Origin of the sequence: Maricaulis parjimensis, from assembly GCF_016817355.1 — a bacterium.
In the GTDB taxonomy this organism is placed as follows: Bacteria; Pseudomonadota; Alphaproteobacteria; order Caulobacterales; family Maricaulaceae; genus Maricaulis; species Maricaulis parjimensis.
In genome coordinates this window covers 115,011-137,486 of record NZ_JADOTT010000009.1, presented here as the reverse complement: position 1 = coordinate 137,486, position 22,476 = coordinate 115,011, and the positions used below count along the sequence as shown (strand labels likewise).

Here is a 22,476-nt window from a genome sequence, read left to right as displayed (position 1 = left end):
GGCAAACACGGCGCGCTGGCCCTGATAGATGGCGAAGCCGGCGGTGGGATCACCGCCGGCTCTTTTGTGTCCGAAGTTCAGCCTAGAAGCTGGACTTCGAAGAGGCCGCCATCGGCGGTTCCAGATCGCCGAGCGGGTCCTGCGTCTTGCTGGAAGACGGGGCCGGCGGCTTGCTGTCGCTGGAAGAGGACGGCTTGGCCGGCGTGTCCTTGACCGTCGCGGCGGCCGGCTTGGCGCTGCTGTCCTTCAGCGGATCGCTGGAGTGGCGGCAGTGACCGTCGAAGAAAGCACCGCTTTCCACGGACAGGGCCGCGTGAACAATATCGCCCTCGATACGGGCGGTCGAAGCGAGCTGCACCTGGCGGGCGCGCACGCTGCCATTCACCTTGCCACGGATCACGACCGTCTCGGCCTGAACCTCACCATTTACAGCGGCGTCTTCGCCGATGATCAGGGAGCCGGCCTTGACGTCACCGTCGACCTGGCCGTCCAGCTGGATTTCACCGTCGGAAACGATCGTGCCCGTCAGGACAAGGTCGCTGGAGAGAATGGAGGGAGCTTTCGATTTCATGGCGGTCCTTTTCGGGGGGGCACTCTGCTGGGATCCCAGGTCAGAAAGCGGTTGGTCTTTATTACCCTTGTTGAACATAACGTCCGGCTCTCAGTAAGCGTTCCGGGTCCATGGTCGACCCGTTGTACCAGATTTCATAATGCAGATGCGTTGCGGTGCTTCGCCCGGTCGAACCCATCCCCCCGATGCGTTCGCCGCGCTCTACCGTATCACCCCGCCGCACTGCGATTTCATGGAGGTGGCCGTAACGGGTGACAAAGCCGTATCCATGGTCAATCTCCACGGTGCGACCATAGCCCGAGCGCCAGCCTGCGTAAATGACCCGGCCCGGACCGGTTGCAATGATCGGCGCACGCCGATAGGCGGCGAAATCCTTGCCGGCATGCGAGGCGGGACGGCCGGTGAACGGGTCCAGACGCGTGCCATAGGGCGAGGTCTCGCGATAGGTCACGCCGATCGGCACGCCCAGCGGGCCATTGTCGACGAAGTCTTCCAGCTCTTCCACTTCCAGCAGACGGGCTGCGATACGGGCAATCCGGGAGGAGAAGGCATCATCCAGCTCGACGCCGGCGGCGGAGCTGGGCGTGTTGATGAAGTCATTGACCGAGATCGGCTCATAGGGGCCGCCACGCTCTTCACCTTCGCGGTTCTCGGCAATGACGTCCTCGATATTGAGGCCGGTCAGGCGCAGCACGGCACGAAGATTTTGCAGGCGGGCCTCGGTGGCATCCTCGGCCTGGGCGAGCACGGCATCCTGTTCGCCCATCAGATAGGCAATCTGGTCTTCCGGGCTGTCGGACAGGGCGGCCACGGAGACGAGTGGATCGCGGGCTTCGCGCGGGGTCGGATCGGCGGGGGCGGCGGCCATCAGGACACGGCCATCATCCAGTTCCGGCGACGGGGCCAGATCCTGACCCGTCAGCTGTTCGGCGAAATCGACCAGCTGGCGCAGGGTCTCATGGCGCATCTGGAACTCGTAGGCGGTCCGGTCGAACTCTTCCATCCGCGATTCCATGAAGGAGATCACGGTGGCTTCATTCGCCTGCGCTTCGGCGACCATGCGATGATAATTGATGCGCTCGCGTTCCAGCTGGGCGTCCTTGGCGGCGAGGGCCCGGCCATGGAAGGCAACCGACACTGTGGTGAAGCACAGCCACCCGGCCAGCGCGGTCGCTGTCAGGAGTGCACCGATCTGAAGGCCGGACGAGATTGCGAAATAACGCACTTGTCCGTCGCTGCGGTGATAAATCTGACGATCCGGGAACCAGCGTTGCGCAGTGCCCCAAACCGCTTCTTTCACTCGTGAAAACATGCGTTACGCCGCTAGAAGGTTACCCGCCCAAATCCCCTGAGCCAGCATGTGACACAAAAGACCGACAAAATTCAATACGTCTCCATGCAAGAGATACGCCGGGTCAGGTTAGCGGCTCGTAGTAATCAGGCGGGAAATTTGCCTTAAGTCGCGCCGGTATATTGAAGGGTGGTTTCAAACTGCCACGAAAATAACGGGTTACAAGGTCGTGAAAGTGGGTTTCAGGGTCCCGGGACAATGTGTCCGAGACGGCCCGGAACCAGCGCATGCCGGCGGCGACATGGGCGATCTCTTCATTGTAGATCACCTTGAGAATACCGGCACTTTTGACATCCCCGGCCGATGTGAGCCGGTCAATCATGCCGGGTGTCACATCCAGTCCGCGGGCTTCCAGCACCAGAGGCGCGATCGCCAGCCGGGCGGGCAGGGCGTCCGACGTCGCCAGTGCCGCATCCCAAAGACCGTCATGCGCGGGCAGGGCGCCATATCCGCTCTCCAGCTCGTTGAGCCGGTTTTCCACCATGACAAAATGCCGGGCCTCATCATCGCCGACACCGATCCAGTCATCGAGAAACGCCGCGCGCTTTGCATCCGGGATCAGTGGATCAAGGGCGAAACGGGCCACCAGATCGAAAGCCAGATCGATGGCATTGAACTCGATATGCGCAATGGCGTGCAAAAGGGCGGCACGTCCGGAAGCGCTGTTCAAGCGGCGGCGGGGTACCTTGCCGGGCGGAACGAGTTCGGGTTGGGCCGGTCGGCTGGGCCGGTCCGGGACTGTTTCCGCCTCGCCAATCGGCAGATCCCCTGTCCGCCAGGCCGCGGCAAGGCTGCGCGCCATCGCCGCCTTGCTGCGCGGCTCAGCCGTGGCGAGCACGGCCAGGGCCCCCTGGATCAGGCTGGTCGCCGTCATGGCAGGATCTAGCCGTTCAGCTCGCGCACCGCATCCAGCACGTCTTCGGCATGGCCCTTGACCTTCACCTTGCGCCAGACCTTGGCGATCTTGCCCTCGGCATCGATCAGGAAGGTGGCGCGTTCAATGCCCATGTATTCGCGGCCATAGAGCTTTTTCAGCACCCAGACGCCATAGGCTTCACACAGCTCGCCGTCCGTGTCGGAAACCAGACGCACGGCCAACTCATGTTTGGCCTTGAAATTATCATGGCGTTTCACGCTATCCTTGGACGCGCCGATGATGACAGTGTTGGCGGCCTCGAAATCCGCATGTGCCCCGGTGAAGTTGATGGCTTCTGTTGTGCAGCCGGGCGTATCGTCTTTCGGGTAGAAATAGAGCACAACGTTTTGACCCCGGAAGTCGGCCAGGTCGATATCCTCGCCGCCATCACCGGGCAGTTTGAAAGTCGGAGCTAGGTCGCCGGTCTTGAGTTCGCTCATCCTATCCCTCTTGCGCTTGTTGCCGCGGATGCGGGTTGATGGGTGTAACATGCGTCTTCAGAGCGGTGCGTCCAGCCCGCCCGCTGCGGTTGGGATGGCGCGATGCTGAAAAAATCCCTGCGCTGGAGCCTCATCTACCTGCTGGAAGCTGTCGCCGCCTTGCTGGCCCTGGTGATCTTCGGTGTGGGCGCAGTGCTCTGGCGCCTGTCCAGCGGCCCGGTCGAACTGGAATTCCTGCGCGAGGATGCCCAGCGCATGCTGGCAGACGCGTTCGAGGGCGAAGTTGTCGCGCTCGGGCAGCTGGAAGCGCGCTTTGACACCCAATCCCATGCGCTCGTCCTGACGGCGCGGGATGTGGCGGTCGCTGATGCCCAAGGTGAAGTCATCACACGGGCCCCAAGGATCGAGGCCGGCCTCGCCGCCGACGCCCTCCTGCTGGGCCGAATGGAACCGGTTTCCTTCGAGGTTGAAGGCGGGTCCCTGTCCTTCGTGCGCCGCCTGGATGGCGCTGTGGGCGCGGGTCTGGGCAGTGTCGCCCGGGTGACCGCTCAGGCGCGTCTGCCGGAACGCGGCGGTGATGACAGTGCCAGCCTGTTCCAGATTCTCGAGGAGCCCCAAACCGCCACGAGCCGGTTGGGCCGTCTCAATCACATCTCGATCCGCGACACCTCGGTGAACATTGTCGACGCCCAGAGCGGGATCGCATGGTTGATCGATGATGCCGGCGTGATCTTCCGGCGCGATGAGGATCGCCTGCAGCTGGACATCGAAGGCGCCATGGCGACCCCGTCCGGTTTCGCACTGGTGGATGTGCGGTTGGAAGCCGGGGCTGATCTGGAATCCCTGCTACTGTCCGCCCGGGTGGAGGGCTTGTCACCGGCGGGTGTCCTTCCGGGAAGCGGGCTCCTCGCCCCGCTGCGCGCCCTGGACGCGCCGGTCAGTCTCGATATCGCGATGGATGCCACGCGCGACTCCGGCATCCGCAATGCATCTCTCACCCTGGATGTCGGGGAGGGTAGCATCCTCACCGACGGGGAGACCCGCCTCATGCGCGGTGCTCGCTTCTCGGCGGGATTTGATCCGGTCAGTTCCGTGCTGACCGTGCATGAGGGCGTGGTGGATTCCGATCTCATGCAGGTCAGCCTGACCGGTCAGGTCACCGATCTGGGCGGTTATGTCGGGGCCCTGCCCATGCGCGGTCACTTCCAGCTGGAGGTGGGCGAGGGCTTTGTCGATATCGGCCCGGTCTTCGAGGTCAATCCGCAATGGGAATCCCTGGTCGCCGAGGGCGATCTGCGTCTGGATGAATTCGCTGCGGACCTGACACGCCTGACCGTCGACATTTCCGGCATCACAGCGGAGCTGACCGGTTCGACCCGGCTGGAGGAACGGCCCAGCGGTCTCTGGCTGCCGCATCTGCGTCTCAACGGCCCCATTCTGGGCGATGTCCCGCCGGAAACCGTTTTGGCCTACTGGCCGGTCGAGCTGGCCGACAGCGCACGCGAATGGGTGGCCGAGCGCATTCTCGGCGGACGTTTCTACAACGCGCAGTTCGACCTCGATCTCCTGCCTGAGGACATCGAAAACGAGTTCATGGAGAATGAGCGGCTCACCCTGAGCTTCGATTTCGAGAACGCCCACGTCCTCTACATTTCCACCATGTCACCGCTTGAAGAGGCGACGGGCCGTGCGGTCCTGCGCGGCAATGCCTTTGAAGTGGCCCTGAGCAGCGGCCGGATCGGCAATATCCGCCTCACTGAAGGCTTCGTCGACATTCCGCGGCTCAATCCGAAAGGGGCGGTGGCGCGCTATGGCGGCCTGGCCCACGGACCGGCGGCCGACATTCTCGGTCTGATCGATGAAGAGCCGCTCTTCCTGGTGTCCAATTACGGTATCGATCCGGCCAGCGTGGGTGGTGAGGGCGAGATGCGGTTCGAAATCCGCCGCGCCATGCTCACCGACGTGCCGCCGGAGGAGATTCCCTTCTTCGTCGACGGGGCGATCGAGAATGCCAGTCTGGACATTCCGGGCCTGCCCTACAGCCTGTCCGAAGGGTCGGTGGAAATCTCCGCCAGCCAGGGCGGGCTGGAAGCGCGCGGTACCGCAGTGCTGATGGACACGCCCGTCGCGATCCGCTGGCATGAACAATTCGGCCTGCCCGAGGGCGAGCCCTCTACCCGGATCGAGCTGGATGCCAATGTTTCAGCCCGGACGCTGGACGCGTTCAACATCCCGGTGCGGCGCTGGTTTGACGGGCCGGTCATGGTGACAGCCTCCGCTGTTTCCGACGGGCTGGACTTCCAGGCGATTGATCTTCACGCCGACCTCACGGACGCGCTGCTGGAACTGCCCGGCAGTGTCTGGGGCAAGCCGGCCGGTGAAGCTGGAACGGCCGATATCACCCTGTCCACCGATGAGGACGGCCGCTATCTGCTCGACCGCATCTCCCTTGCTGCGCCGGGCCTGCAGGTTGAGGCGGTTGCTGACCTGTCGCCGCAGGGCCGGCTGGAGCATGTCGCTTTCGAGACCTTCCAGCTGGAAGGTCTGGCCGATGTGGAGGGGGATCTCATCATCCCGTCCGCAGCCGGAAGTCCGCTCGAAGTGCTGATCAATGGCCGCTATCTCGATATCAGCGATTTCGTGGCCCGCCTGACCTCGCTGGGCGAAGGCGGAGGCGGTATCCCGCTGGATGTCGATATCAATGTCGCCCGGGTCATCCTGTCCGAACGCAGCGTGCTGGATGATTTCAATCTCATCTGGCGCAGCGAAGAAGCCGGCGTGCGCGCGGTTTCCATCGAGGGTCGCGCCATCGACGGACCCTTCCAGGCCTTTTTCGGCGCCCGCGAGCCGGGCGGTGCCCGCGACTTCCATGTCCAGGCCCAGTCGGTTGAGCGGATCGCTTCGGTCTTCGGCTGGGAGGATTATGCCATGGGTGGGCGTCTCGCCATTCTCGGCTCGGCACCGCCTCTGGGCACGGAAGGGCCACTCACAGCCCGGATGGAGATCAGCGATCTCACCCTGATCCGCGTACCCGTCCTCGCCCGCATTCTCGCCGCCGGCTCCTTCCAGGGGCTCGCAGCCCTGCTCAATGGCGAGGGCATCACGTTTGAACAGGTCGAGGCGGATTTCCTCTATGAGGAAGGTCTTCTGACCATTGGTGAGGCCCGCGCGGCCGGAAACTCACTGGGCGTGACCGCGGCGGGAACCGTGGACTTCCGGTCCGAGATTGCCGCCATCGACGGCAATCTCGCCCCGTCCTATGTCGTCAATTCCCTGTTCGCGGACGTGCCCGTCATTGGCGACATTCTGGTCTCGCGGCCGGGTGAGGGTGTGATCGGGATCACCTATTCGGTGGAAGGCCCGTTCGACAGTCTCACCGTCTTCGCCAATCCGCTGGCCGTCTTCGCGCCAGGGGTTCTGCGCCGGATATTCGAAGGCACAGCGGCTGAGCGCGCGGCCCGCGAACGGGCGCAGCGCGGCGCGGCCGAGCCGGAAGAGGCTCAGCCGGACGCTCCGCAACCGGACGAGGAGTGATCAGGCCGGCTTGGCCAGGGCGTGACGCTTCTTGCCGATCGACAGCTTGATCGCCCCATCCACCAACAGGTCTTGCGTGGCGGGCAGGAAGGGATCGGTCAGCGGTGCGTCATTCACCTTGGCGGCGCCCGCCTTGATGTGCCGGCGGACTTCCCCGTTCGAAGCGGCCAGACCGCTCTCCACAAACAGGGCCGTGATCGTTGTCTCGCCATCCGGCGTGAACATCACGGTCGGCAGCGCATCACCGGCACCCCCGGCGGCGAAGGTTGCCTTGGCCGTGGCCTCAGCTTCGCGGGCCGCGTCGGCCCCATGCAGCAGCGCGGTCGCCTCATTGGCCAGGCGCACCTTGGCATCATTGATCGCCGCGCCTTCCAGCGCTTCCAGCCGGGCGATCTCGTCCAGCGGGACATCGGTGAACAGGCGCAGGAAACGGCCGACATCGGCGTCCTCGGTATTGCGCCAGAACTGCCAGTATTCATACGGGCTGCGCATGTCGGCATTGAGCCAGACCGCACCATCCGCCGTCTTGCCCATCTTGGCGCCCGACGCCGTGGTGATCAGCGGCGTGGTGAAGCCGAAGACCTCTTTCTGGTCGACGCGGCGGCACAGCTCGACGCCATTGACGATATTGCCCCACTGGTCGCCGCCACCCAGCTGCAGCGTGCAGCCATAGCGCCGGTTCAGTTCCAGGAAATCGACGGCCTGCAGCAGCATGTAGTTGAATTCCAGGAAGGTCAGCGGCTGTTCCCGTTCCAGGCGCAGCTTCACCGAGTCGAAGGTCATCATCCGGTTGATCGTGAAGTGCGGACCGAATTTGCGCAGGAATTCCAGATAGCCGAATTCGGACAGCCATTCGTCATTATTGACGACCACGGCGTCCGTCTCGTCCTCGCCAATGGAGATCAGCGGGCGGAAAGGTTTCAGAATGCCTTGGATATTGGCCTCGATGGCCGCGTCATCCAGCATGGAGCGCGTCTTGTCCTTGCCGGACGGGTCACCGATCTTGGTCGTGCCGCCACCCATCAGGATGATCGGCTTGTGGCCGGCCTGCTGGATCCGGCGCAGCATCATGATCTGGACGAGCGAACCGACATGCAGGCTCGAAGCCGTGGCATCGAATCCGATATAGGCCGTCACCACGCCGTCGCACGCTGCCTTGTCGAGGCCTTCGATATCGGTGGCCTGGTTGAGGTAGCCGCGATCGACGAGATCGCGCACCAGCTGGGACTTGAATTCGCTCATGAATGCTCTCCTGATAGGTCGCTTCTAGGTCGAGCGTCGCGCAGTGAAAAGAGGGTCAGTGCATGAAACGCGTAATCGGATTGATGAGCGGGACCTCGCTGGACGGTATTGATGCCGCCCTGATCGAGACCGACGGCATGGCCGAGATCCGCTTCGGGCCCGGCGAGACCGTGTCCTATTCCGCCGATGACCGTGCTGTGCTGCAGGCCGCCGTCGATGCCGCGCTGGCATGGGGCTTTGACGGAGAGGCTCCGGATTTTGCCGCCGCAGAAGCCGTGCTCACAGCCCGCCATGCGGAACTGGTCGGCAAGGTCGTCGCAGCAGCCGGTCTGTCGGCCAAGGATATCGACCTGGTCGGTTTTCATGGCCAGACCGTGCTCCACCGGGCCCCGAAGGAGGGGCAGATGGGCCGGACCTGTCAGATCGGTGATGGCCAGGCCTTGGCCGACGCGATCGGCATTCCCGTGATCCATGACTTCCGCAGCGAGGATGTCGCCAAGGGCGGGCAGGGCGCCCCGCTGGCCACGCTCTATCACGCTGCGCTGGCGGCCCGCGGCGACCTCGACAGTCCGCTCGCCGTGCTCAATCTGGGCGGTGTGGCGAATGTGACCTGGCTGTCCGGTGGGGATGATCCGATCGCCTTTGATACCGGTCCGGCCAATGGGCTGATCGATTCCTGGTGTGAACGCCATACCGGTCAATCCTATGATGAGGGCGGCAGGCTGGCGGCAGCCGGTCAGGTCGACAAGGGCGCGCTGGACCGTCTGATGGATCATCCCTTCTTCTCTCTGGCCCCGCCCAAATCCCTGGACCGGTGGGATTTCACGCTGGCTCCGGTCGATGGGCTTTCGCTGGAAGATGGCGCGGCGACGCTGACATCCTTCACGGCGAACACGGTCGCTGATGCGATCTGGAAGCTGGGCCATCCCGAGCGCGTTCTTGTGACGGGCGGAGGACGCCATAACCCGACGCTTATGGCCATGTTGCAGACCGCCATTGGCAAGCCGGTCGAGCCGGTGGAAACCGTCGGCTGGCGTGGCGATCTCATCGAGGCGGAAGCCTTCGCCTGGCTGGCAGCCCGTGTTGACCAGGGCTTGCCGACCAGCCTGCCGTCGACGACCGGTGTCAGCATGCCGGTCTCCGGCGGCCGCCGCGCCAATCCGGTCGCCTGAGGACACCCATGGATATACGTGATGCCGTCATCGCTTTCGGTCAGGACCTGAAAGCCTTCCGCACCGAAAAAGGCCTCAAGCCGGAAGACTTGGCCGAAGCGGCCGGTATCCCGCGCTCCGCTCTTCTGCGTCTGGAAGGCGGGCGGGGTGGAACGGTCGATAATCTGGTGGCCGTGCTGTCGGCACTGGGTCTGGGAGACAAATTCTCCGCCATCCTGGCTCCGGCTGAAGATGAGGCTCCATCCAAACCCGCCCGGCGCAAGCTGATGGGCGGTCCGGCGACGCATGGCGGCCGCTATGGCAAGTCCGGCGAATGGAAAATGGGTGACTGACTGCGCCCAAGCCACGGCCAAAGAAAAACCCCGGCCAGACGGTCCGGGGTTTTCCTCTATCTGCTTGAGCGCTCGGTCTAGCGCTTGCCGGTAATGGTCCGCTCGGCGCGTTCCTTCTCGACCAGCGGAAGCCGCATGTCGAGATAGGATTGGATATGGCCTTCCAGCGTCTCCAGGTGTTCGGAGAAGAGGTGGTTGGCGTCCGGCACGACTTCCGTCGTGATCTCGATACCCTTCTGCACCCGCACCTTGGACATGACGCGGTCGACATCATCGGCCGGCACGATCTTGTCGGCGCTGCCATGCACAATGATGCCGGAGGCCGGGCAGGGCGCCAGGAAGGTGAAGTCATACATGTTGGTCGGCGGGGCGACGGAGATGAAGCCGGCGATTTCCGGGCGGCGCATCAAAAGCTGCATGCCGATCCAGGCCCCGAAGGAGTGTCCGGCCACCCAGCAGAAGCGGGCGGCGGAGTTATAGCCCTGCACCCAGTCGAGAACCGTGGCGGCATCCGCCAGTTCGCCCTGGCCCTGGTCATAACTGCCCTGGGAGCGGCCGACGCCGCGGAAATTGAAACGCAGCGTGGCAAAGCCGCGCTTGCGGAACACGTCGTACATCATGTCGACGGTCGGGTTTTCCATATTGCCGCCACCCAGCGGGTGGGCATGGAGAATCAGCGCAATCGGGGCTGTCTCATCATCGCTCGGGCTGTAGCGGCCTTCGAGCCGGCCGGCCGGGCCGGGAATGATCACGTCGGGCATTCAAACTCGCCTTTTTAAGGTCGTTCCGTCATTTCGCTGCAAATACAGGGTAACTGGCCCATTGCATCTGCGAAGGACCCGCCCCATATTCTTGACTGTTCCACTCGGATATTGGATGCGCGCACCCGTTTCCAAGCGCGGCCCCCTTACCGGAAAGGCGGGTCTTAGCATGATCGGCACACGGGATGCGAGCGTTTAAGGAGGTATTCGCATGAAGCTGAGCACCAAGGGGCGCTATGCTGTGATGGCGATGGCCGATCTGGCTGATGCCTGTAATGACGGACCTGTCACGCTGAGCGATATCGCGTCACGTCAGTCCATTTCCCTGTCCTACCTCGAACAGCTTTTCGCCAAGCTGCGCCGGGCGGACATTGTCTCCTCCATTCGCGGACCGGGCGGCGGCTACCAGCTCAGCCGGGAACCGGCACAAATCCGTATCTCCGACATCATTGTCGCGGTGGACGAACCCCTGCGTGCCACGCGCTGTTCTCAGGCCAAGGGATGCCTGGCCGATGGCCGCCGTTGCATCACCCATGATCTGTGGGACGAGCTGGGCCGCCACATCTATCTCTTCCTCTCCTCGATCACGCTGGAAGACGTGCTGGAACGCCGCCTGCTTGGCGCGGCCACCGGTGCGCTCAGCCGCAAGCCGGGCTCGACCGGCTCGGAGCCGCGCGCAGCGGAATAGGACATATGCGGACCTATCTGGACCATAACGCGACCACGGCGGTGCGACCCTGTGTGATCGAGCTCATGACACAGATCATGGGCGAAACGGGCAATCCGTCCTCCGTGCATGCGGACGGGCAGGCGGCGCAGCGCCGGGTGGAAACCGCGCGCCGCCAGATCGGCAAGGCCCTGTGTGCCCGCGCCGAAGACGTGATCTTCACGGGCTGCGGCACCGAAGCCCTCAATCTTGCGCTCCACAGCGCCATCACGGCCGGGCAGGGCGGCACCATCCTCCATGCCGCCATCGAACACGAAGCCGTCGCCGCGACCGCGGCCGCCTCCGGCCTGCCGGTCATCGATATTCCGGTAACGGCGGACGGTCTGGCCGATATCGCCGCACTGGAAGCTTTGTTGGCCGACTGGGACACGGAAAGTCAGGGCCGTCCGGTCCTCGCCATGATGCTGGTCAATAATGAGATCGGCACGATCCAGCCGGTCGCCGAAGCCGTGCGTCTGGTGAAGGAAAAGGACGGTCTGGCTGTCGTCGATGCAATACAGGCGGTGGGCAAGATCGCCGTCGATTTTGCGGGCCTGGGCGCCGATTATATGGCGATCTCCTCGCACAAATTTGGCGGCCCCCAAGGCGTGGGTGCCCTGATCGCCGCTTGCGACGCGCCTCTCGTGCGGCAGCTCCATGGTGGCGGCCAGGAAAAGAACCGCCGCGCCGGCACGCTCAATGTCGCCGGCATTGCCGGCATGGGACTGGCTCTGGAAGAGGCGGTGGGTTCGCTCGCGGATTTCGCCGCCTTGGCGGAATTGCGTGACCGGATGGAAGCGGGCCTGCTGGACGCCGCGCCGGACCTGCACCTGATCGGCAAGCAAGCGCCGCGCCTGCCCAATACGATCGGCCTGGCCTGTCCGGGCTGGAAGGGGGAGACCCAGGTCATGGCACTGGATCTCGCCGGCTTCTCCATTTCTGCTGGCTCCGCCTGTTCTTCCGGCAAGGCCAACGGGTCGAAAATCGGCAATGCCGTCGGGCTGGACAAGGACGCCTCCCAGGGCTTCGCACGTGTCAGCCTGGGTTGGAATTCCCGGCCGGATGAGGCAGACGCCTTCGTGACGGCCTGGAGCGAGGCTGTGCGGCGCGCCCGGCCGACCTCGAAAACACAAACTCTCAAGGCGGTAAGCTGATGCCTGCGGTCAAGCAAACCATTGAAGATGTGAAGAAACTAGAGGCCGACAAGTACAAGTACGGCTTCACGACGAATATCGAGCAGGATCTGGCTCCCAAGGGGCTGAACGCCGATATCGTGCGCTTCATTTCCGCCAAGAAGGATGAGCCGGACTGGATGACCCAATGGCGTCTGGAAGCGCTGGAGCGTTTCTTCGCCATGGAAGAGCCCGATTGGGCCAAGGTCGATTATCCCAAGATCGACTTCCAGGACATCCACTACTACGCCGAGCCCAAGGCCGGTGCGAAGTATGACAGCATTGATGATGTGCCCGAGGAAATCCTCGCCGACTTCGCCAAGCTGGGTATTCCGCTCAAGGAACAGGAAGTTCTCCTGGGTGTGAAGGGTTCGGAAAACCGCGTTGCCGTGGATGCCGTCTTCGACAGTGTCTCCGTCGCGACCACTTTCAAAAAGGAACTGGCCAAGGCCGGCGTGATCTTCTGCTCGATCTCCGAAGCCCTGCGCGATCATCCCGAACTGGTGAAGAAATATCTCGGTTCCGTAGTTCCGGCCTCGGACAATTATTTCGCCACGCTCAACACGGCGGTCTTCTCCGACGGCTCCTTCGTCTATGTCCCGCCGGGCGTTCGCTGCCCGATGGAGCTCTCCACCTATTTCCGCATGAATGCCGAAGGCACGGGCCAGTTCGAGCGCACCCTGATCATCGCCGACAAGGGCGCCTACGTCTCCTATCTGGAAGGCTGCACGGCGCCCATGCGCGACGAGAACCAGCTCCATGCCGCCGTCGTGGAACTGGTCGCGCTGGACGATGCGGAGATCAAATATTCCACTGTCCAGAACTGGTGGCCGGGCGATGAGAACGGCAAGGGCGGCGTCTATAATTTCGTGACCAAGCGCGGCGATTGCCGGGGCAGGAATTCCAAGATTTCCTGGACCCAGGTCGAGACCGGTTCTGCCATCACCTGGAAATACCCGTCCTGCGTCCTGCGCGGCGAGAATTCGCGCGGCGAGTTCTACTCCATCGCGGTGACGAATGGCCGCCAGCAGGCCGATACTGGCACCAAGATGATCCATCTGGGCAAGGGCTCGACCAGCCGGATCATTTCCAAGGGCATTTCCGCCGGCCGCTCCGACCAGACCTATCGCGGTCTCGTCTCCATCCACGCCAAGGCCGAGGGTTCGCGCAATTTCACCCAGTGTGACAGTCTGCTGATTGGTGATCAGTGTGGTGCCCACACCGTGCCCTATATCGAGTGCAAGACGCCCAAATCCGTCCTCGAACACGAGGCCACCACGACGCGCCTGTCCGAAGACCAGCTCTTCTACGCCCGCCAGCGCGGGCTGGACGAGGAAGCTGCCACCGCGCTCCTGGTCAACGGTTTCGTCCGTGAAGTCCTCCAGGAACTCCCCATGGAGTTCGCCGTGGAAGCCCAGAACCTGCTGAAAGTCTCGCTTGAAGGGAGTGTGGGATGATGATGCGTCTCGCGGCCTTGGCCGCTTCCGCTTTCGCCTTGTCCGGCTGCGTCCTCGTCGCCGACACCGCCGATGTCCGCATCGAGCGTGATACGCCGCCGCTGGAAACCTATCGCGTGGACGGTCTGCCGGATTGGGCACCGTTCTCTTCGGTGGCCCGTGCCGGTGATCTTCTCTTCGTGTCCGGCCATCTGGGCCGTCGTCCCGGGTCGGAAGACCTGGTGCCGGGCGGTGCCGGTCCGCAGACCACGCAGACCATGGCCAATATCGAGACCTCGCTCGCCCTCGTTGGCGCGACGCTGGATGATCTGGCCTCCTGCACCATCTATCTCGCCGACATGGCCGATTATCCCGCCATGAATGCGGCCTATGCCGCGGCTCTGGGCGATCACCGGCCGGCACGCGCCACGGCGGGCGTCAACGCACTCGCTCTGGGCGCGGCGGTCGAGATCGAATGCGTCGCCTATCTTCCGGAGGGTGATGACAAATGACCGGCAAGCCCCCCATCGCGCATATTGACGAGCTCAACCTCGTCTCCATGTCCCACGGCGAGAATTTCGCCGCGAAGATCGCCCGTCTTGGGCCGGTCACGGGCATGCGCGATCTGGGCTGCATGCTGACCGTGGTGCCGCCGGGCAAGAAAGCCTTCCCGCGCCATAACCACCACAATATCGAGGAAGCCTTCGTCATCCTGGAAGGTGAGGGCGAGTACCGCTTCGGCGACGAGACCCATCCCGTGCGCGCCGGCCATGTCCTGTCCGCGCCGATCGGGGGTCCGGAGACTGCGCACCAGCTGGTCAATACCGGCTCGAGCGATCTGAAATACCTGGCCTTCTCGACCATGCCGGCCGTCGACATCGTGGAATATCCCGACAGTGGCAAGATCGGCGCGATCCGCTGGTCCGACCCGGATGCCGACGAACCGAATTTCCGCCACCGCGCCTATCTGGAAGACCCGGTGGATTATTGGGAGGGGGAAGTCTGATGGACTGGTTGCTCGCACTCATGCTCGCCTTCGGCTCTGCCGAGGGTGAATCGATCGAAACGGATTGCCGCACGCTGGAGACGGCGCAACCGCATACGGATTGCTGGCTGCCGCTCGACGGTCTGGGTGTTGAGGCCGTGGAGGCGCATTTCGATTTCGACGAAACGCGCCCGCATCACGAAGACATCCTGATCGAAATCCGTGCGGTTGACGGGTCTGTCACGCAGACCCTGCGTGCTGTCACCATGCTGCCCTTCTACCCGGAACTGGCTGATATTGATGGTGACGACCATCCCGATCTGATCATCCGTGTGGACGGCGGAAGTGCCAATCTCGACCATGCGATTTTCATGGGCGAGTTCGGCGGTTTCCAGACCCGTCCGCTCGCCGTCAACGCCGCCAATATCCGCTTTGCCGGCGATGGCCTGACCCGCATTTACAGCCGCGAGAATGCGGCCACGGGTATCGTCCAGCTCGCCGTGTTTGATGGCCAGGTCCTGCGCGACGAGGCCATCCTGCAACTCACCTATGACCCGCGCTATTTCCCCTCCGACGATTACGACCCGGACGTGTCCGGCCCCGTCTGCCGCCTTGTCGAAGGCGGTGAGGATCTGAGCGCCGACTATTACTGCGCCCTCGCAAGGAACTGATTATGCTGAAGATTGACAATCTCCACTGCCAGGTCGAGACCCAGGACGGCGAGGAAAAGCCGATCCTGAAAGGCCTCTCGCTCGACGTGCCGGCCGGGGAAGTCCATGCCATCATGGGCCCGAACGGTTCCGGCAAGTCGACCCTGTCCTATGTGCTGACCGGCCGTGATGGCTATGAAGTCACCCAGGGAAGCATGGTGTTCGAGGGCGAGGATTTGTCCGAGCTTGAGCCGGAAGAACGCGCGGCGGCCGGTCTCTATCTGTCCTTCCAGTATCCGGTCGAAATTCCCGGCGTGCCGACCATCACCTTCCTCAAGGAAGCGCTCAACGCCCAGCGCACCGCGCGCGGTGAGGACGAGGTCACGGCGCCTGAATTCATGAAGCTGATCCGCGAGAAGGCGAAACAGCTCGGTGTGTCCATGGACATGCTCAAGCGCCCGGTGAATGTCGGCTTCTCCGGCGGTGAGAAGAAGCGGATGGAAATCCTCCAGGCGCTCGTTCTGGAGCCGAAATTCATGATCCTGGACGAGACCGATAGCGGTCTCGACATCGACGCCCTCAAGACCGTGTCGGAAGGCGTGAATGCCCTGCGCGCGCCGGAGCGCGGCATGCTGGTGATCACTCATTATCAGCGCCTGCTCGACCACATCACGCCGGACGTCGTCCACATCATGGCCAATGGCAAGATCGTCAAATCCGGCGGTCCCGAGCTCGCCCGCGAGTTGGAAGCCGAGGGTTATGACAAATATCTGGGCGAGGCCGCCTGATCCATGACGGCGACACTTACCCATACCCCCGCCGAACAGGCCCTGATCGACGCGCTGGACGGTGCGACGGGCTGGCAGGCGCAATTGCGCGAGGCGACCCTCACGCAGGGCCTGCCGACACGCCGCCATGAATTGTGGAAATGGTCCGATCTGCGCCGTGCGGCCAATGATGTCACCGCACCGGGCCGGATGATTGTCACCGGTCTCGACACGCCGATCAGCGACGGCGCGCGGATCGAGCTGGACGTGACGGCGTCCGCCGGGGCCAGTGCCGCCGATGCCGAACTCGTCATCCCGGCCGGCGCATCCGTCACCCTGATCGAGCGCTATTCCGCCGAGGCGGCAGCCCTCGGCAATTGGCATCTCAAGATCACGCTGCAGGACGGCGCCCGTCTCGACCGCATCATTCTGGCTGCCGACAAGCCCGACAGCGCCTTTATCGCTTCGTCCGAGATCGCTCTGGCCCCCAATGCCCGCCTGCATCAGCGTGCGCTGGACTTTGGCGGCCGGCTTTCCCGCATCGAGACCCATGTCACGCATCCGGGCGAGGGTGCGGAAGTGGATTTGGGCGGCGTCTATCTGCTCGAAGGCGGCCATCATGCCGACAGCACGAGTGTGGTGCATCACACTGGTCCCGGTGGTGTCACCAAACAGCTCGTGAAAGGCGCGGCCGCCGCCAAGGGGCATGGCGTCTTCCAGGGCAAGTTCATCGTCGACCGGGCGGCCCAGCAGACTGATGCGCGCATGACGCACCGGGCGATGATGCTGGACGACCGCGCCGAGATCGATGCCAAGCCCGAGCTGGAAATCTATGCCGATGATGTCCAGTGCGCCCACGGCAATGCGCTCGGAGCGCTCGACGAAACCGCACTCTTCTACATGCGCCAGCGGGGCATCCCCGCGGTCCGCGCCCGTGCTCTCCTGATCGAGAGCTTCCTGGCCGAACCGCTCGACGCGATCGCCGATGAGACCCTGCGCGAAGATTTCAAGGTACAGCTGCGAACCCGTCTGGAGGCGCTGTCATGACCGCTCAGACCCAAGTGTCTTCCGGCCTGAATGTCGAAGCGATCCGCGGCGAATTCCCGATCCTGCAGCGCGAGATCAACGGGCATCCGCTGGTCTATCTCGACAATGCCGCCTCGGCGCAGAAGCCGGAATTCGTGATCGAGAGCGTGGCCGGCGTCTATCGCGCCTCCTACGCCAATGTGCATCGCGGCCTCCATACGCTCGCGAATGAGACAACGGAAGAGTTCGAGAAGTCGCGCGAGGATGTCCGCCGCTTCCTCAATGCCGGCTCCACCGAGGAGATCGTTTTCACGCGTGGCTCGACCGAGGCCATTAACCTTGTTGCCCACTCTTTCTGCCAAATGTGTGAGCCGGGAGACGAGATCATTCTCTCCCAAATGGAGCACCATTCGAACATTGTTCCATGGCGATTGGCCAGTGAGGGCAGGGGTTTGTCCATCAAATGGGTCCGCGTCACCGAACGCGGCGAGCTGGACTATCAACACCTGGCAGAACTGGTTAATGACCGCACCCGCCTGATCGCGATCACCCACATGTCCAACGTGCTGGGCACGGTCAATAATGTGACGCGGATCAAGGAAATCGCCGACGACCGCAATGTCCCCATCCTGCTGGACGGGTCCCAGTCGGCCGTCCATTTGCCGGTGGATGTGCAGGCGCTGGGTTGTGACTTCTTCGTCTTCACCGGACACAAGCTTTACGGCCCGTCGGGCATTGGCGCGCTCTACGCCAAGCGCGAATGGCTGGAGCGCCTGCCGCCCTTCATGGGCGGAGGCGAGATGATCGCCGATGTCTATGAGACCCATGTCACCTGGGCCGACCTGCCGCACAAATTCGAGGCGGGCACGCCGGCGATTGCCGATGCGATCGGTCTGGGTGCCGCCATCCGCTGGCTGGAGCGCCATGACCGCGCCGCCGTGATGATGCATGAGCGGGCGCTGATGGATCGCGCCCTGCTGGGCATGACCGAGATTGAAGGCATCCGGATAGTTGGCACCTCCCAGGACAAGGGCGCCATCATCTCCTTCACCCTCGATGGCGCGCACCCGCATGATCTGGCCCAGATCCTCGACAAGTACGGCGTCGCCGTGCGCGCTGGGCATCATTGCGCCCAGCCGCTCATGCGCGCCATGGGCGTGTCTTCCACGGCGCGGGCCAGTTTCGCGATCTACAACACGATTGAAGAGGCCGATGCGTTCGTCGACGCATTGAAAAAGGCCGCAAGCTTCCTCATCTAGGCTGTGACATGACCGAGAATACCCAACGCGATGTGATCGACCTGTCCCCGTCGGCCAAGGTCCCGGCCGAGCCGGCCCGCCCGTCCACACCGGACGAGGTGGCGCATGCCGTCTCGCCGCCACCCAGCGCGATTCCGGAGCAGGAGTTGGCGCGCATCACCGATGATGTCGTGGAAGCCCTGAAGACTGTCTATGATCCGGAAATCCCGGTCGACATCTACGAGCTGGGCCTGATCTACAAGGTCGATCTGGAAGATGATCGCACCTTGAAGGTGGAAATGTCCCTGACGGCGCCTGGGTGTCCCGTGGCAGGCGAAATGCCCGGTTGGGTGCAGGAGGCGGTCGAGAAGGTCGATGGTGTTGAGCGGGCTCTCGTGGAGCTGACCTTTGAACCGCCCTGGACGCCCGACCGCATGTCCGATGAAGCGCGTCTCGCGCTGAACATGTTCTAGGAGGGCCGCATGGCTTTAAGAGAACGCCCCAAGGCCGTCACCCTGACCGATGCCGCTGCCGAGCGCGTGAAAACCATCATGGCCCAGCGCGGCACGGGTTTCCTGCGGGTCGGCGTCAAGAATGGTGGCTGTGCCGGCATGGAATACGAGATGGATTATGTCGAGGCGCCCGAAGCCCTCGACGAGCGCGTCGAGGACAAGGGCGTGGAGATCGTGCTTGAGTCCAAGGCGCTCCTCTTCCTGCTTGGCACCCAGATCGACTATGAAGTCACGCCGCTTCATGCGAAATTCGTCTTCAACAACCCCAACCAGACCGATGCTTGCGGCTGCGGGGAGAGCGTGACGATTATTCCTGTCAAAGAGGCCTGATCGCGCCAAAGGGTGTCAGGCCGGCAGTCGGAGACGCCTCATGAAGCTGATCATTTCCACGACCTCGCCCTATTCGCGCAAATGCCGTGTCATGGTGCGCGAAATGGGATTGTCCGACCGGATCGAAGAGGTTGAATCCCATCCCTTTGATGATGATGCCGACCTGTTGCGGGCCAATCCGCTCGGTCGGGTACCTTGTCTGCAAATGGATGATGGCCAGGCGCTGACGGAAAGCGCCCTGATTGCCGATTACATTGCCGATCTGGCCGGCGAGCCCTGGCCACGCGACTGGCATGACCGTCGTCTCGAAGCCCTGGGCAATGGTTTGCTGGACCTCACCGTGATGCGCCGTGTGGAAATGGTGCGGGATGAGGGGATCCGGTCCGATTTCTGGATCGGCCGCCGCGAACGCGGCATCCTGCGCGCGCTGGACGAACTGGAAACCGTGGTCGCCGAGCTGGAAAATCCGATGGCGCAGGGGCCGCTGACCATGGCGGTGGCCTTGGCCTATCTGGACTATCGGTATCCGGAAAGCGACTGGCGGGGCGGACGCCCCAATCTCCAGGCGCTCAAGGAAGCCTGGGCGGAACGCGACAGCTTCCTGCAAACCCTGCCGCCCAAGGACGGGTAAGAAAAAAGCCGCCCCGAAGGGCGGCTCTTTTTGTCAGCGGAACAGGGCAGGGTCAGGCTGCGCTGCGCTTGCTGTCCTCGATATCATTGCTGGTCCGGTTGCGGCCCTCGGTCTTGGACCGATAGAGATTGGCATCGGAGCGTTCGATCAATTCCTCGATCGATTCACCGTCGCGATAGCAGGCCACACCCAGCGAGATCGTGATATTGCCCAAATCCTCATTGGTGGATTTGCGCAGCAATTTCTTGGACTCAACCGTCCGGCGGATCTTTTCGGCAATCTCGCTGGCGGCGGCGGCATCCGTATTCGGCATCACAATGCCGAATTCCTCGCCACCATAGCGGGCCACGACATGGCTTTCCTTGGAATGACGGGTCAGGCACCCGGCGACAAAGCGGATGATCTGGTCACCGGTCTGGTGACCCCAGGTGTCATTGAAGCGCTTGAAGAAGTCGATATCGCACAAAACCAGGCTCAGCGGCTTCTTCGACGTGTCCGCATCCCGGCGGGCCCGGCGCAGGGTTTCATCGAAACGCTTGCGGTTGGCGATTCCGGTGAGGGCGTCTGTCATGGCTTCCTGACGCACCCGCTCGAGATGGTTGCGCAGCTGGGTCACTTCATTGGACGTCGCTTGCAGCTTGTCTTCCAGGTCCTGGCTGCGACGCTGCATGCGGGCCGTGGCTGAGACCAGGGATTCCACCAGGCGGCGCATGCCATCGGCATCCGGGCTGGCGCTCAGCTCGCCGGCAGCGCCTTGCAGGGCCTTGCCATAGGCGGCCGTATCGCGTTCAGCGTCCTGCAGCTGTTGCTGGACAACACCCAGTTCGCGGCACATCGCGCCGCCGCTCTCCAGGATCGCATCCTGGATGGCTTTCCACTGGAAATACTGTTCGAAAAGGTCGGCATTGACGCGGTCGTCAAACGTGCGCTCGGTCTCGATATGGTCGCGAAGCGTCTCACACAATTCCGGATTGGTATCACTGGCGAAGCAAATCCAGACAGCGTAATTTTCTGGCGTTGGCGGGATACCAAACTGTTCCATGAGTTCCAGCGCCTTTTGCGCGAACTCACGTCCTTCCTTCCCGAGCAGTCGACCGTTCACGAGCTTGTCCTTGCTTTCTGCCAGGCGCTTGAGGCGTCTGTGTTAAGGCGCACTCTAGGGCGGAAAGGAAAAGAACTCGTAAAAATCCCCGCTTTGGTGGCGTGGAGACATCGTTTGCGTGTGGAAAAACAGCCAATTGCAATTCCACACGCTGAGTGTGGTCTTAGGCCATGAAGTTCGGCACATGATCGCCGAAACCCACCACGGGACGGTCTTGCGGGTCGGACCGGCGACCGCGTGACTTCTCCTTGCGGGGAGCCCGTGCCGGCTTCTCTTCCACGGTTTTCGGCGCGTCCTTGGCTTCAACCGGTTCAGCAGTTGTCTCGGCGGCGGGCGGCTCGGATTTATCCTTGCGCGGACGGCGTGTGCGGCGGGCTTTCGGCTTTTCTTCCTCGGAAGACGCCTCGGCCGGGGCGGATGCCTGGCCATCCAAGGTCAGAAGCGGAATGTCCTGCTTGATGAGTCTCAGCACGGCGGTCAGCGATTTCTCGTCGGCCGGCGTGGAGATCGTCACGGATTCGCCCTTGTTTCCCGCGCGGCCGGTACGGCCGATCCGGTGGACATAATCATCGGCATGGTGCGGAACGTCATAGTTGAAGACGTGGGACACATTGGGAATGTCCAGGCCGCGGGCGGCCACATCACTGGCCACCAGGAAGCGCAGCTCACCCGATTTGAACCCGGCCAGGGTCGCCATGCGGGAGGACTGGTCCAGATCGCCATGGATCGGGGAGGCCGAGAAACCGTGGCGCTGCAGCGAGCGGGCGACAATGTCCACATCGCGTTTGCGGTTGGCGAAGATGATCCCGTTCTTCACGCCCTCGCGGTTCATCGCGGCTCGCAGCGCGGCGCGCTTGTCCTTGGCAACGGAAGAGGAGAGTTTCACCAGATATTGCTGGATATTGTCGCTGGTCGTGGCCGGGCGGGACACTTCCACGCGTTCCGGATCGTTCAGGAAACGGTCGACCAGGCTCTGGATCTCCTTCGGCATGGTGGCCGAGAAGAACAGGACCTGACGGCGCGGCGGCACCATTTTGAAGATCCGTTCCAGATCCGGGATGAAGCCCATGTCCAGCATGCGGTCGGCTTCGTCGACGACGAGGAATTGCACCCCCGTCATCAGCAGTTTGCCACGCTCGAAATGGTCAAGCAGGCGGCCCGGCGTTGCGATCAGCACGTCGGCGCCCTTGTTCAGGATGTCTTCCTGCGGCTTGAAGGCCACGCCGCCGATCAGCAGGGCCATGGAGAGTTTCTGACCCTTGGAATAGGTCTCGAAATTCTCGGCCACCTGGGCGGCCAGCTCGCGAGTCGGTGCGATGATCAGGGAACGCGGCATGCGGGCGCGGGCGCGGCCACGCGACAGGCGTTCGATCAGAGGCAGGGTGAAAGAGGCCGTCTTGCCGGTACCGGTCTGGGCGATGCCAAGAACGTCTTTGCCAGCCAGGGCAGGCGGAATCGCTCCGGCCTGGATAGGGGTCGGCTCGGTATAACCAGCCGTTTCAATGGCTTCGAGAAGTTTTGGACCTAGTCCGAGATCGGCGAACGTCATGGCGCCCTTTGTGTAACACTACGAAAAACGGCCGCGCCGTGAAGGCGCGGCCC

The 22,476-nt window shown here is 63.1% G+C and carries 23 protein-coding genes; 15 read left to right on the top strand and 8 right to left on the bottom strand.

The genetic code is table 11. From position 1 onward, the window contains the following. Positions 1 to 82 precede the first annotated feature (82 nt). From I0K07_RS14160 to bcp, 4 genes are all read right to left on the bottom strand, one after another. Positions 83 to 571: a bactofilin family protein gene (locus I0K07_RS14160; protein ID WP_238934895.1), complete on the bottom strand. Its 489-nt coding sequence runs from the start codon at positions 569 to 571 to the stop codon at positions 83 to 85. A gap of 61 nt (positions 572 to 632) precedes the next feature. Continuing rightward, entirely contained in the window at positions 633 to 1,796 is a 1,164-nt protein-coding gene (locus tag I0K07_RS14155) for a peptidoglycan DD-metalloendopeptidase family protein (RefSeq protein WP_338041073.1), read from the bottom strand. 190 nt (positions 1,797 to 1,986) lie between these two features. Then, on the bottom strand, positions 1,987 to 2,796 hold the full coding sequence (locus I0K07_RS14150; protein WP_203294535.1) for a ferritin-like domain-containing protein: 810 nt from the start codon (positions 2,794 to 2,796) through the stop codon (positions 1,987 to 1,989). Positions 2,797 to 2,804: 8 nt separating this feature from the next. Beyond that, positions 2,805 to 3,278 (bottom strand): thioredoxin-dependent thiol peroxidase, encoded by a 474-nt coding sequence (bcp, locus tag I0K07_RS14145; protein WP_203294533.1) that lies wholly within the window; start codon positions 3,276 to 3,278, stop codon positions 2,805 to 2,807. Positions 3,279 to 3,380: 102 nt separating this feature from the next. Between bcp and I0K07_RS14140 the strand changes: the two genes are divergently transcribed. Next, positions 3,381 to 6,812 (top strand): DUF3971 domain-containing protein, encoded by a 3,432-nt coding sequence (locus I0K07_RS14140; protein ID WP_203294531.1) that lies wholly within the window; start codon positions 3,381 to 3,383, stop codon positions 6,810 to 6,812. On the opposite strand, the gene tyrS is transcribed toward I0K07_RS14140, so the two are convergent. After that, on the bottom strand, positions 6,813 to 8,054 hold the full coding sequence (gene tyrS / locus I0K07_RS14135; RefSeq protein ID WP_203294529.1) for a tyrosine--tRNA ligase: 1,242 nt from the start codon (positions 8,052 to 8,054) through the stop codon (positions 6,813 to 6,815). It lies immediately after the preceding gene. Positions 8,055 to 8,116: 62 nt separating this feature from the next. Here tyrS and I0K07_RS14130 point away from each other — a divergent pair, with 62 nt between their 5' ends. Then, the gene (locus I0K07_RS14130; protein ID WP_203294527.1) at positions 8,117 to 9,226 is read left to right on the top strand and encodes an anhydro-N-acetylmuramic acid kinase; all 1,110 of its coding nucleotides are present in this window, start codon (positions 8,117 to 8,119) and stop codon (positions 9,224 to 9,226) included. A gap of 8 nt (positions 9,227 to 9,234) precedes the next feature. After that, on the top strand, positions 9,235 to 9,558 hold the full coding sequence (locus I0K07_RS14125; RefSeq protein ID WP_203294525.1) for a helix-turn-helix domain-containing protein: 324 nt from the start codon (positions 9,235 to 9,237) through the stop codon (positions 9,556 to 9,558). A 77-nt stretch (positions 9,559 to 9,635) separates the two neighbouring features. Here the strand turns inward: I0K07_RS14125 and I0K07_RS14120 are convergent, their stop codons facing one another. Beyond that, positions 9,636 to 10,319: an alpha/beta hydrolase gene (locus tag I0K07_RS14120; protein WP_203294524.1), complete on the bottom strand. Its 684-nt coding sequence runs from the start codon at positions 10,317 to 10,319 to the stop codon at positions 9,636 to 9,638. A gap of 211 nt (positions 10,320 to 10,530) precedes the next feature. Here I0K07_RS14120 and I0K07_RS14115 point away from each other — a divergent pair, with 211 nt between their 5' ends. The 12 genes from I0K07_RS14115 to I0K07_RS14060 are packed head-to-tail and all read left to right on the top strand — an operon-like array spanning position 10,531 to position 19,772. Then, positions 10,531 to 11,007: an Rrf2 family transcriptional regulator gene (locus tag I0K07_RS14115; protein ID WP_203294522.1), complete on the top strand. Its 477-nt coding sequence runs from the start codon at positions 10,531 to 10,533 to the stop codon at positions 11,005 to 11,007. Between the two features lie 5 nt (positions 11,008 to 11,012). Beyond that, positions 11,013 to 12,179: a cysteine desulfurase family protein gene (locus tag I0K07_RS14110; protein WP_203294519.1), complete on the top strand. Its 1,167-nt coding sequence runs from the start codon at positions 11,013 to 11,015 to the stop codon at positions 12,177 to 12,179. After that, on the top strand, positions 12,179 to 13,654 hold the full coding sequence (gene sufB, locus I0K07_RS14105; RefSeq protein WP_203294518.1) for a Fe-S cluster assembly protein SufB: 1,476 nt from the start codon (positions 12,179 to 12,181) through the stop codon (positions 13,652 to 13,654). Before I0K07_RS14110 ends, sufB begins: the two co-directional genes overlap by 1 nt. After that, entirely contained in the window at positions 13,651 to 14,145 is a 495-nt protein-coding gene (locus tag I0K07_RS14100; RefSeq protein ID WP_203294516.1) for a RidA family protein, read from the top strand. Before sufB ends, I0K07_RS14100 begins: the two co-directional genes overlap by 4 nt. After that, on the top strand, positions 14,142 to 14,639 hold the full coding sequence (locus I0K07_RS14095) for a cupin domain-containing protein (RefSeq protein WP_203294513.1): 498 nt from the start codon (positions 14,142 to 14,144) through the stop codon (positions 14,637 to 14,639). The genes I0K07_RS14100 and I0K07_RS14095 overlap by 4 nt, the downstream gene beginning before the upstream one ends. Then, positions 14,639 to 15,289 carry a hypothetical protein gene (locus tag I0K07_RS14090; protein WP_203294512.1) on the top strand — a complete coding sequence of 217 codons (651 nt, stop codon included), beginning with the start codon at positions 14,639 to 14,641 and terminating at the stop codon, positions 15,287 to 15,289. Before I0K07_RS14095 ends, I0K07_RS14090 begins: the two co-directional genes overlap by 1 nt. 2 nt (positions 15,290 to 15,291) lie before the next feature. Continuing rightward, positions 15,292 to 16,056 (top strand): Fe-S cluster assembly ATPase SufC, encoded by a 765-nt coding sequence (sufC, locus tag I0K07_RS14085; protein WP_338041071.1) that lies wholly within the window; start codon positions 15,292 to 15,294, stop codon positions 16,054 to 16,056. 3 nt (positions 16,057 to 16,059) lie between these two features. Further along, on the top strand, positions 16,060 to 17,082 hold the full coding sequence (gene sufD / locus I0K07_RS14080; protein WP_203294510.1) for a Fe-S cluster assembly protein SufD: 1,023 nt from the start codon (positions 16,060 to 16,062) through the stop codon (positions 17,080 to 17,082). Further along, positions 17,079 to 18,320, top strand: a complete 1,242-nt coding sequence (locus I0K07_RS14075; protein ID WP_203294508.1) for a cysteine desulfurase — start codon at positions 17,079 to 17,081, stop codon at positions 18,318 to 18,320. Before sufD ends, I0K07_RS14075 begins: the two co-directional genes overlap by 4 nt. A 32-nt stretch (positions 18,321 to 18,352) precedes the next feature. Further along, complete coding sequence (locus I0K07_RS14070) at positions 18,353 to 18,772, top strand: SUF system Fe-S cluster assembly protein (protein WP_420828492.1); 420 nt, start codon at positions 18,353 to 18,355, stop codon at positions 18,770 to 18,772. A 9-nt stretch (positions 18,773 to 18,781) separates the two neighbouring features. Then, entirely contained in the window at positions 18,782 to 19,141 is a 360-nt protein-coding gene (locus I0K07_RS14065; RefSeq protein ID WP_203294504.1) for a HesB/IscA family protein, read from the top strand. 40 nt (positions 19,142 to 19,181) lie between these two features. Further along, complete coding sequence (locus tag I0K07_RS14060; protein WP_203294502.1) at positions 19,182 to 19,772, top strand: glutathione S-transferase N-terminal domain-containing protein; 591 nt, start codon at positions 19,182 to 19,184, stop codon at positions 19,770 to 19,772. A 52-nt stretch (positions 19,773 to 19,824) separates the two neighbouring features. On the opposite strand, the gene I0K07_RS14055 is transcribed toward I0K07_RS14060, so the two are convergent. Further along, a complete protein-coding gene (locus I0K07_RS14055) occupies positions 19,825 to 20,874 on the bottom strand; it encodes a diguanylate cyclase (RefSeq protein WP_203294500.1) in 1,050 nt (349 codons plus the stop codon). A 163-nt stretch (positions 20,875 to 21,037) separates the two neighbouring features. Next, positions 21,038 to 22,423: a DEAD/DEAH box helicase gene (locus I0K07_RS14050; protein ID WP_203294498.1), complete on the bottom strand. Its 1,386-nt coding sequence runs from the start codon at positions 22,421 to 22,423 to the stop codon at positions 21,038 to 21,040. Positions 22,424 to 22,476 lie beyond the last annotated feature (53 nt).

What these genes read in the sequence shown, in the direction of transcription:
- I0K07_RS14160 (WP_238934895.1), bottom strand. Translation starts at nt 571, where the DNA reads ATGAAATCGAAAGCTCCCTCCATTCTCTCCAGCGACCTTGTCCTGACG.
- I0K07_RS14150 (WP_203294535.1), bottom strand. Translation starts at nt 2,796, where the DNA reads ATGACGGCGACCAGCCTGATCCAGGGGGCCCTGGCCGTGCTCGCCACG.
- bcp (WP_203294533.1), bottom strand. Translation starts at nt 3,278, where the DNA reads ATGAGCGAACTCAAGACCGGCGACCTAGCTCCGACTTTCAAACTGCCC.
- I0K07_RS14140 (WP_203294531.1), top strand. Translation starts at nt 3,381, where the DNA reads ATGCTGAAAAAATCCCTGCGCTGGAGCCTCATCTACCTGCTGGAAGCT.
- tyrS (WP_203294529.1), bottom strand. Translation starts at nt 8,054, where the DNA reads ATGAGCGAATTCAAGTCCCAGCTGGTGCGCGATCTCGTCGATCGCGGC.
- I0K07_RS14130 (WP_203294527.1), top strand. Translation starts at nt 8,117, where the DNA reads ATGAAACGCGTAATCGGATTGATGAGCGGGACCTCGCTGGACGGTATT.
- I0K07_RS14125 (WP_203294525.1), top strand. Translation starts at nt 9,235, where the DNA reads ATGGATATACGTGATGCCGTCATCGCTTTCGGTCAGGACCTGAAAGCC.
- I0K07_RS14120 (WP_203294524.1), bottom strand. Translation starts at nt 10,319, where the DNA reads ATGCCCGACGTGATCATTCCCGGCCCGGCCGGCCGGCTCGAAGGCCGC.
- I0K07_RS14115 (WP_203294522.1), top strand. Translation starts at nt 10,531, where the DNA reads ATGAAGCTGAGCACCAAGGGGCGCTATGCTGTGATGGCGATGGCCGAT.
- I0K07_RS14110 (WP_203294519.1), top strand. Translation starts at nt 11,013, where the DNA reads ATGCGGACCTATCTGGACCATAACGCGACCACGGCGGTGCGACCCTGT.
- sufB (WP_203294518.1), top strand. Translation starts at nt 12,179, where the DNA reads ATGCCTGCGGTCAAGCAAACCATTGAAGATGTGAAGAAACTAGAGGCC.
- I0K07_RS14100 (WP_203294516.1), top strand. Translation starts at nt 13,651, where the DNA reads ATGATGATGCGTCTCGCGGCCTTGGCCGCTTCCGCTTTCGCCTTGTCC.
- I0K07_RS14095 (WP_203294513.1), top strand. Translation starts at nt 14,142, where the DNA reads ATGACCGGCAAGCCCCCCATCGCGCATATTGACGAGCTCAACCTCGTC.
- I0K07_RS14090 (WP_203294512.1), top strand. Translation starts at nt 14,639, where the DNA reads ATGGACTGGTTGCTCGCACTCATGCTCGCCTTCGGCTCTGCCGAGGGT.
- sufC (WP_338041071.1), top strand. Translation starts at nt 15,292, where the DNA reads ATGCTGAAGATTGACAATCTCCACTGCCAGGTCGAGACCCAGGACGGC.
- sufD (WP_203294510.1), top strand. Translation starts at nt 16,060, where the DNA reads ATGACGGCGACACTTACCCATACCCCCGCCGAACAGGCCCTGATCGAC.
- I0K07_RS14075 (WP_203294508.1), top strand. Translation starts at nt 17,079, where the DNA reads ATGACCGCTCAGACCCAAGTGTCTTCCGGCCTGAATGTCGAAGCGATC.
- I0K07_RS14065 (WP_203294504.1), top strand. Translation starts at nt 18,782, where the DNA reads ATGGCTTTAAGAGAACGCCCCAAGGCCGTCACCCTGACCGATGCCGCT.
- I0K07_RS14060 (WP_203294502.1), top strand. Translation starts at nt 19,182, where the DNA reads ATGAAGCTGATCATTTCCACGACCTCGCCCTATTCGCGCAAATGCCGT.
- I0K07_RS14050 (WP_203294498.1), bottom strand. Translation starts at nt 22,423, where the DNA reads ATGACGTTCGCCGATCTCGGACTAGGTCCAAAACTTCTCGAAGCCATT.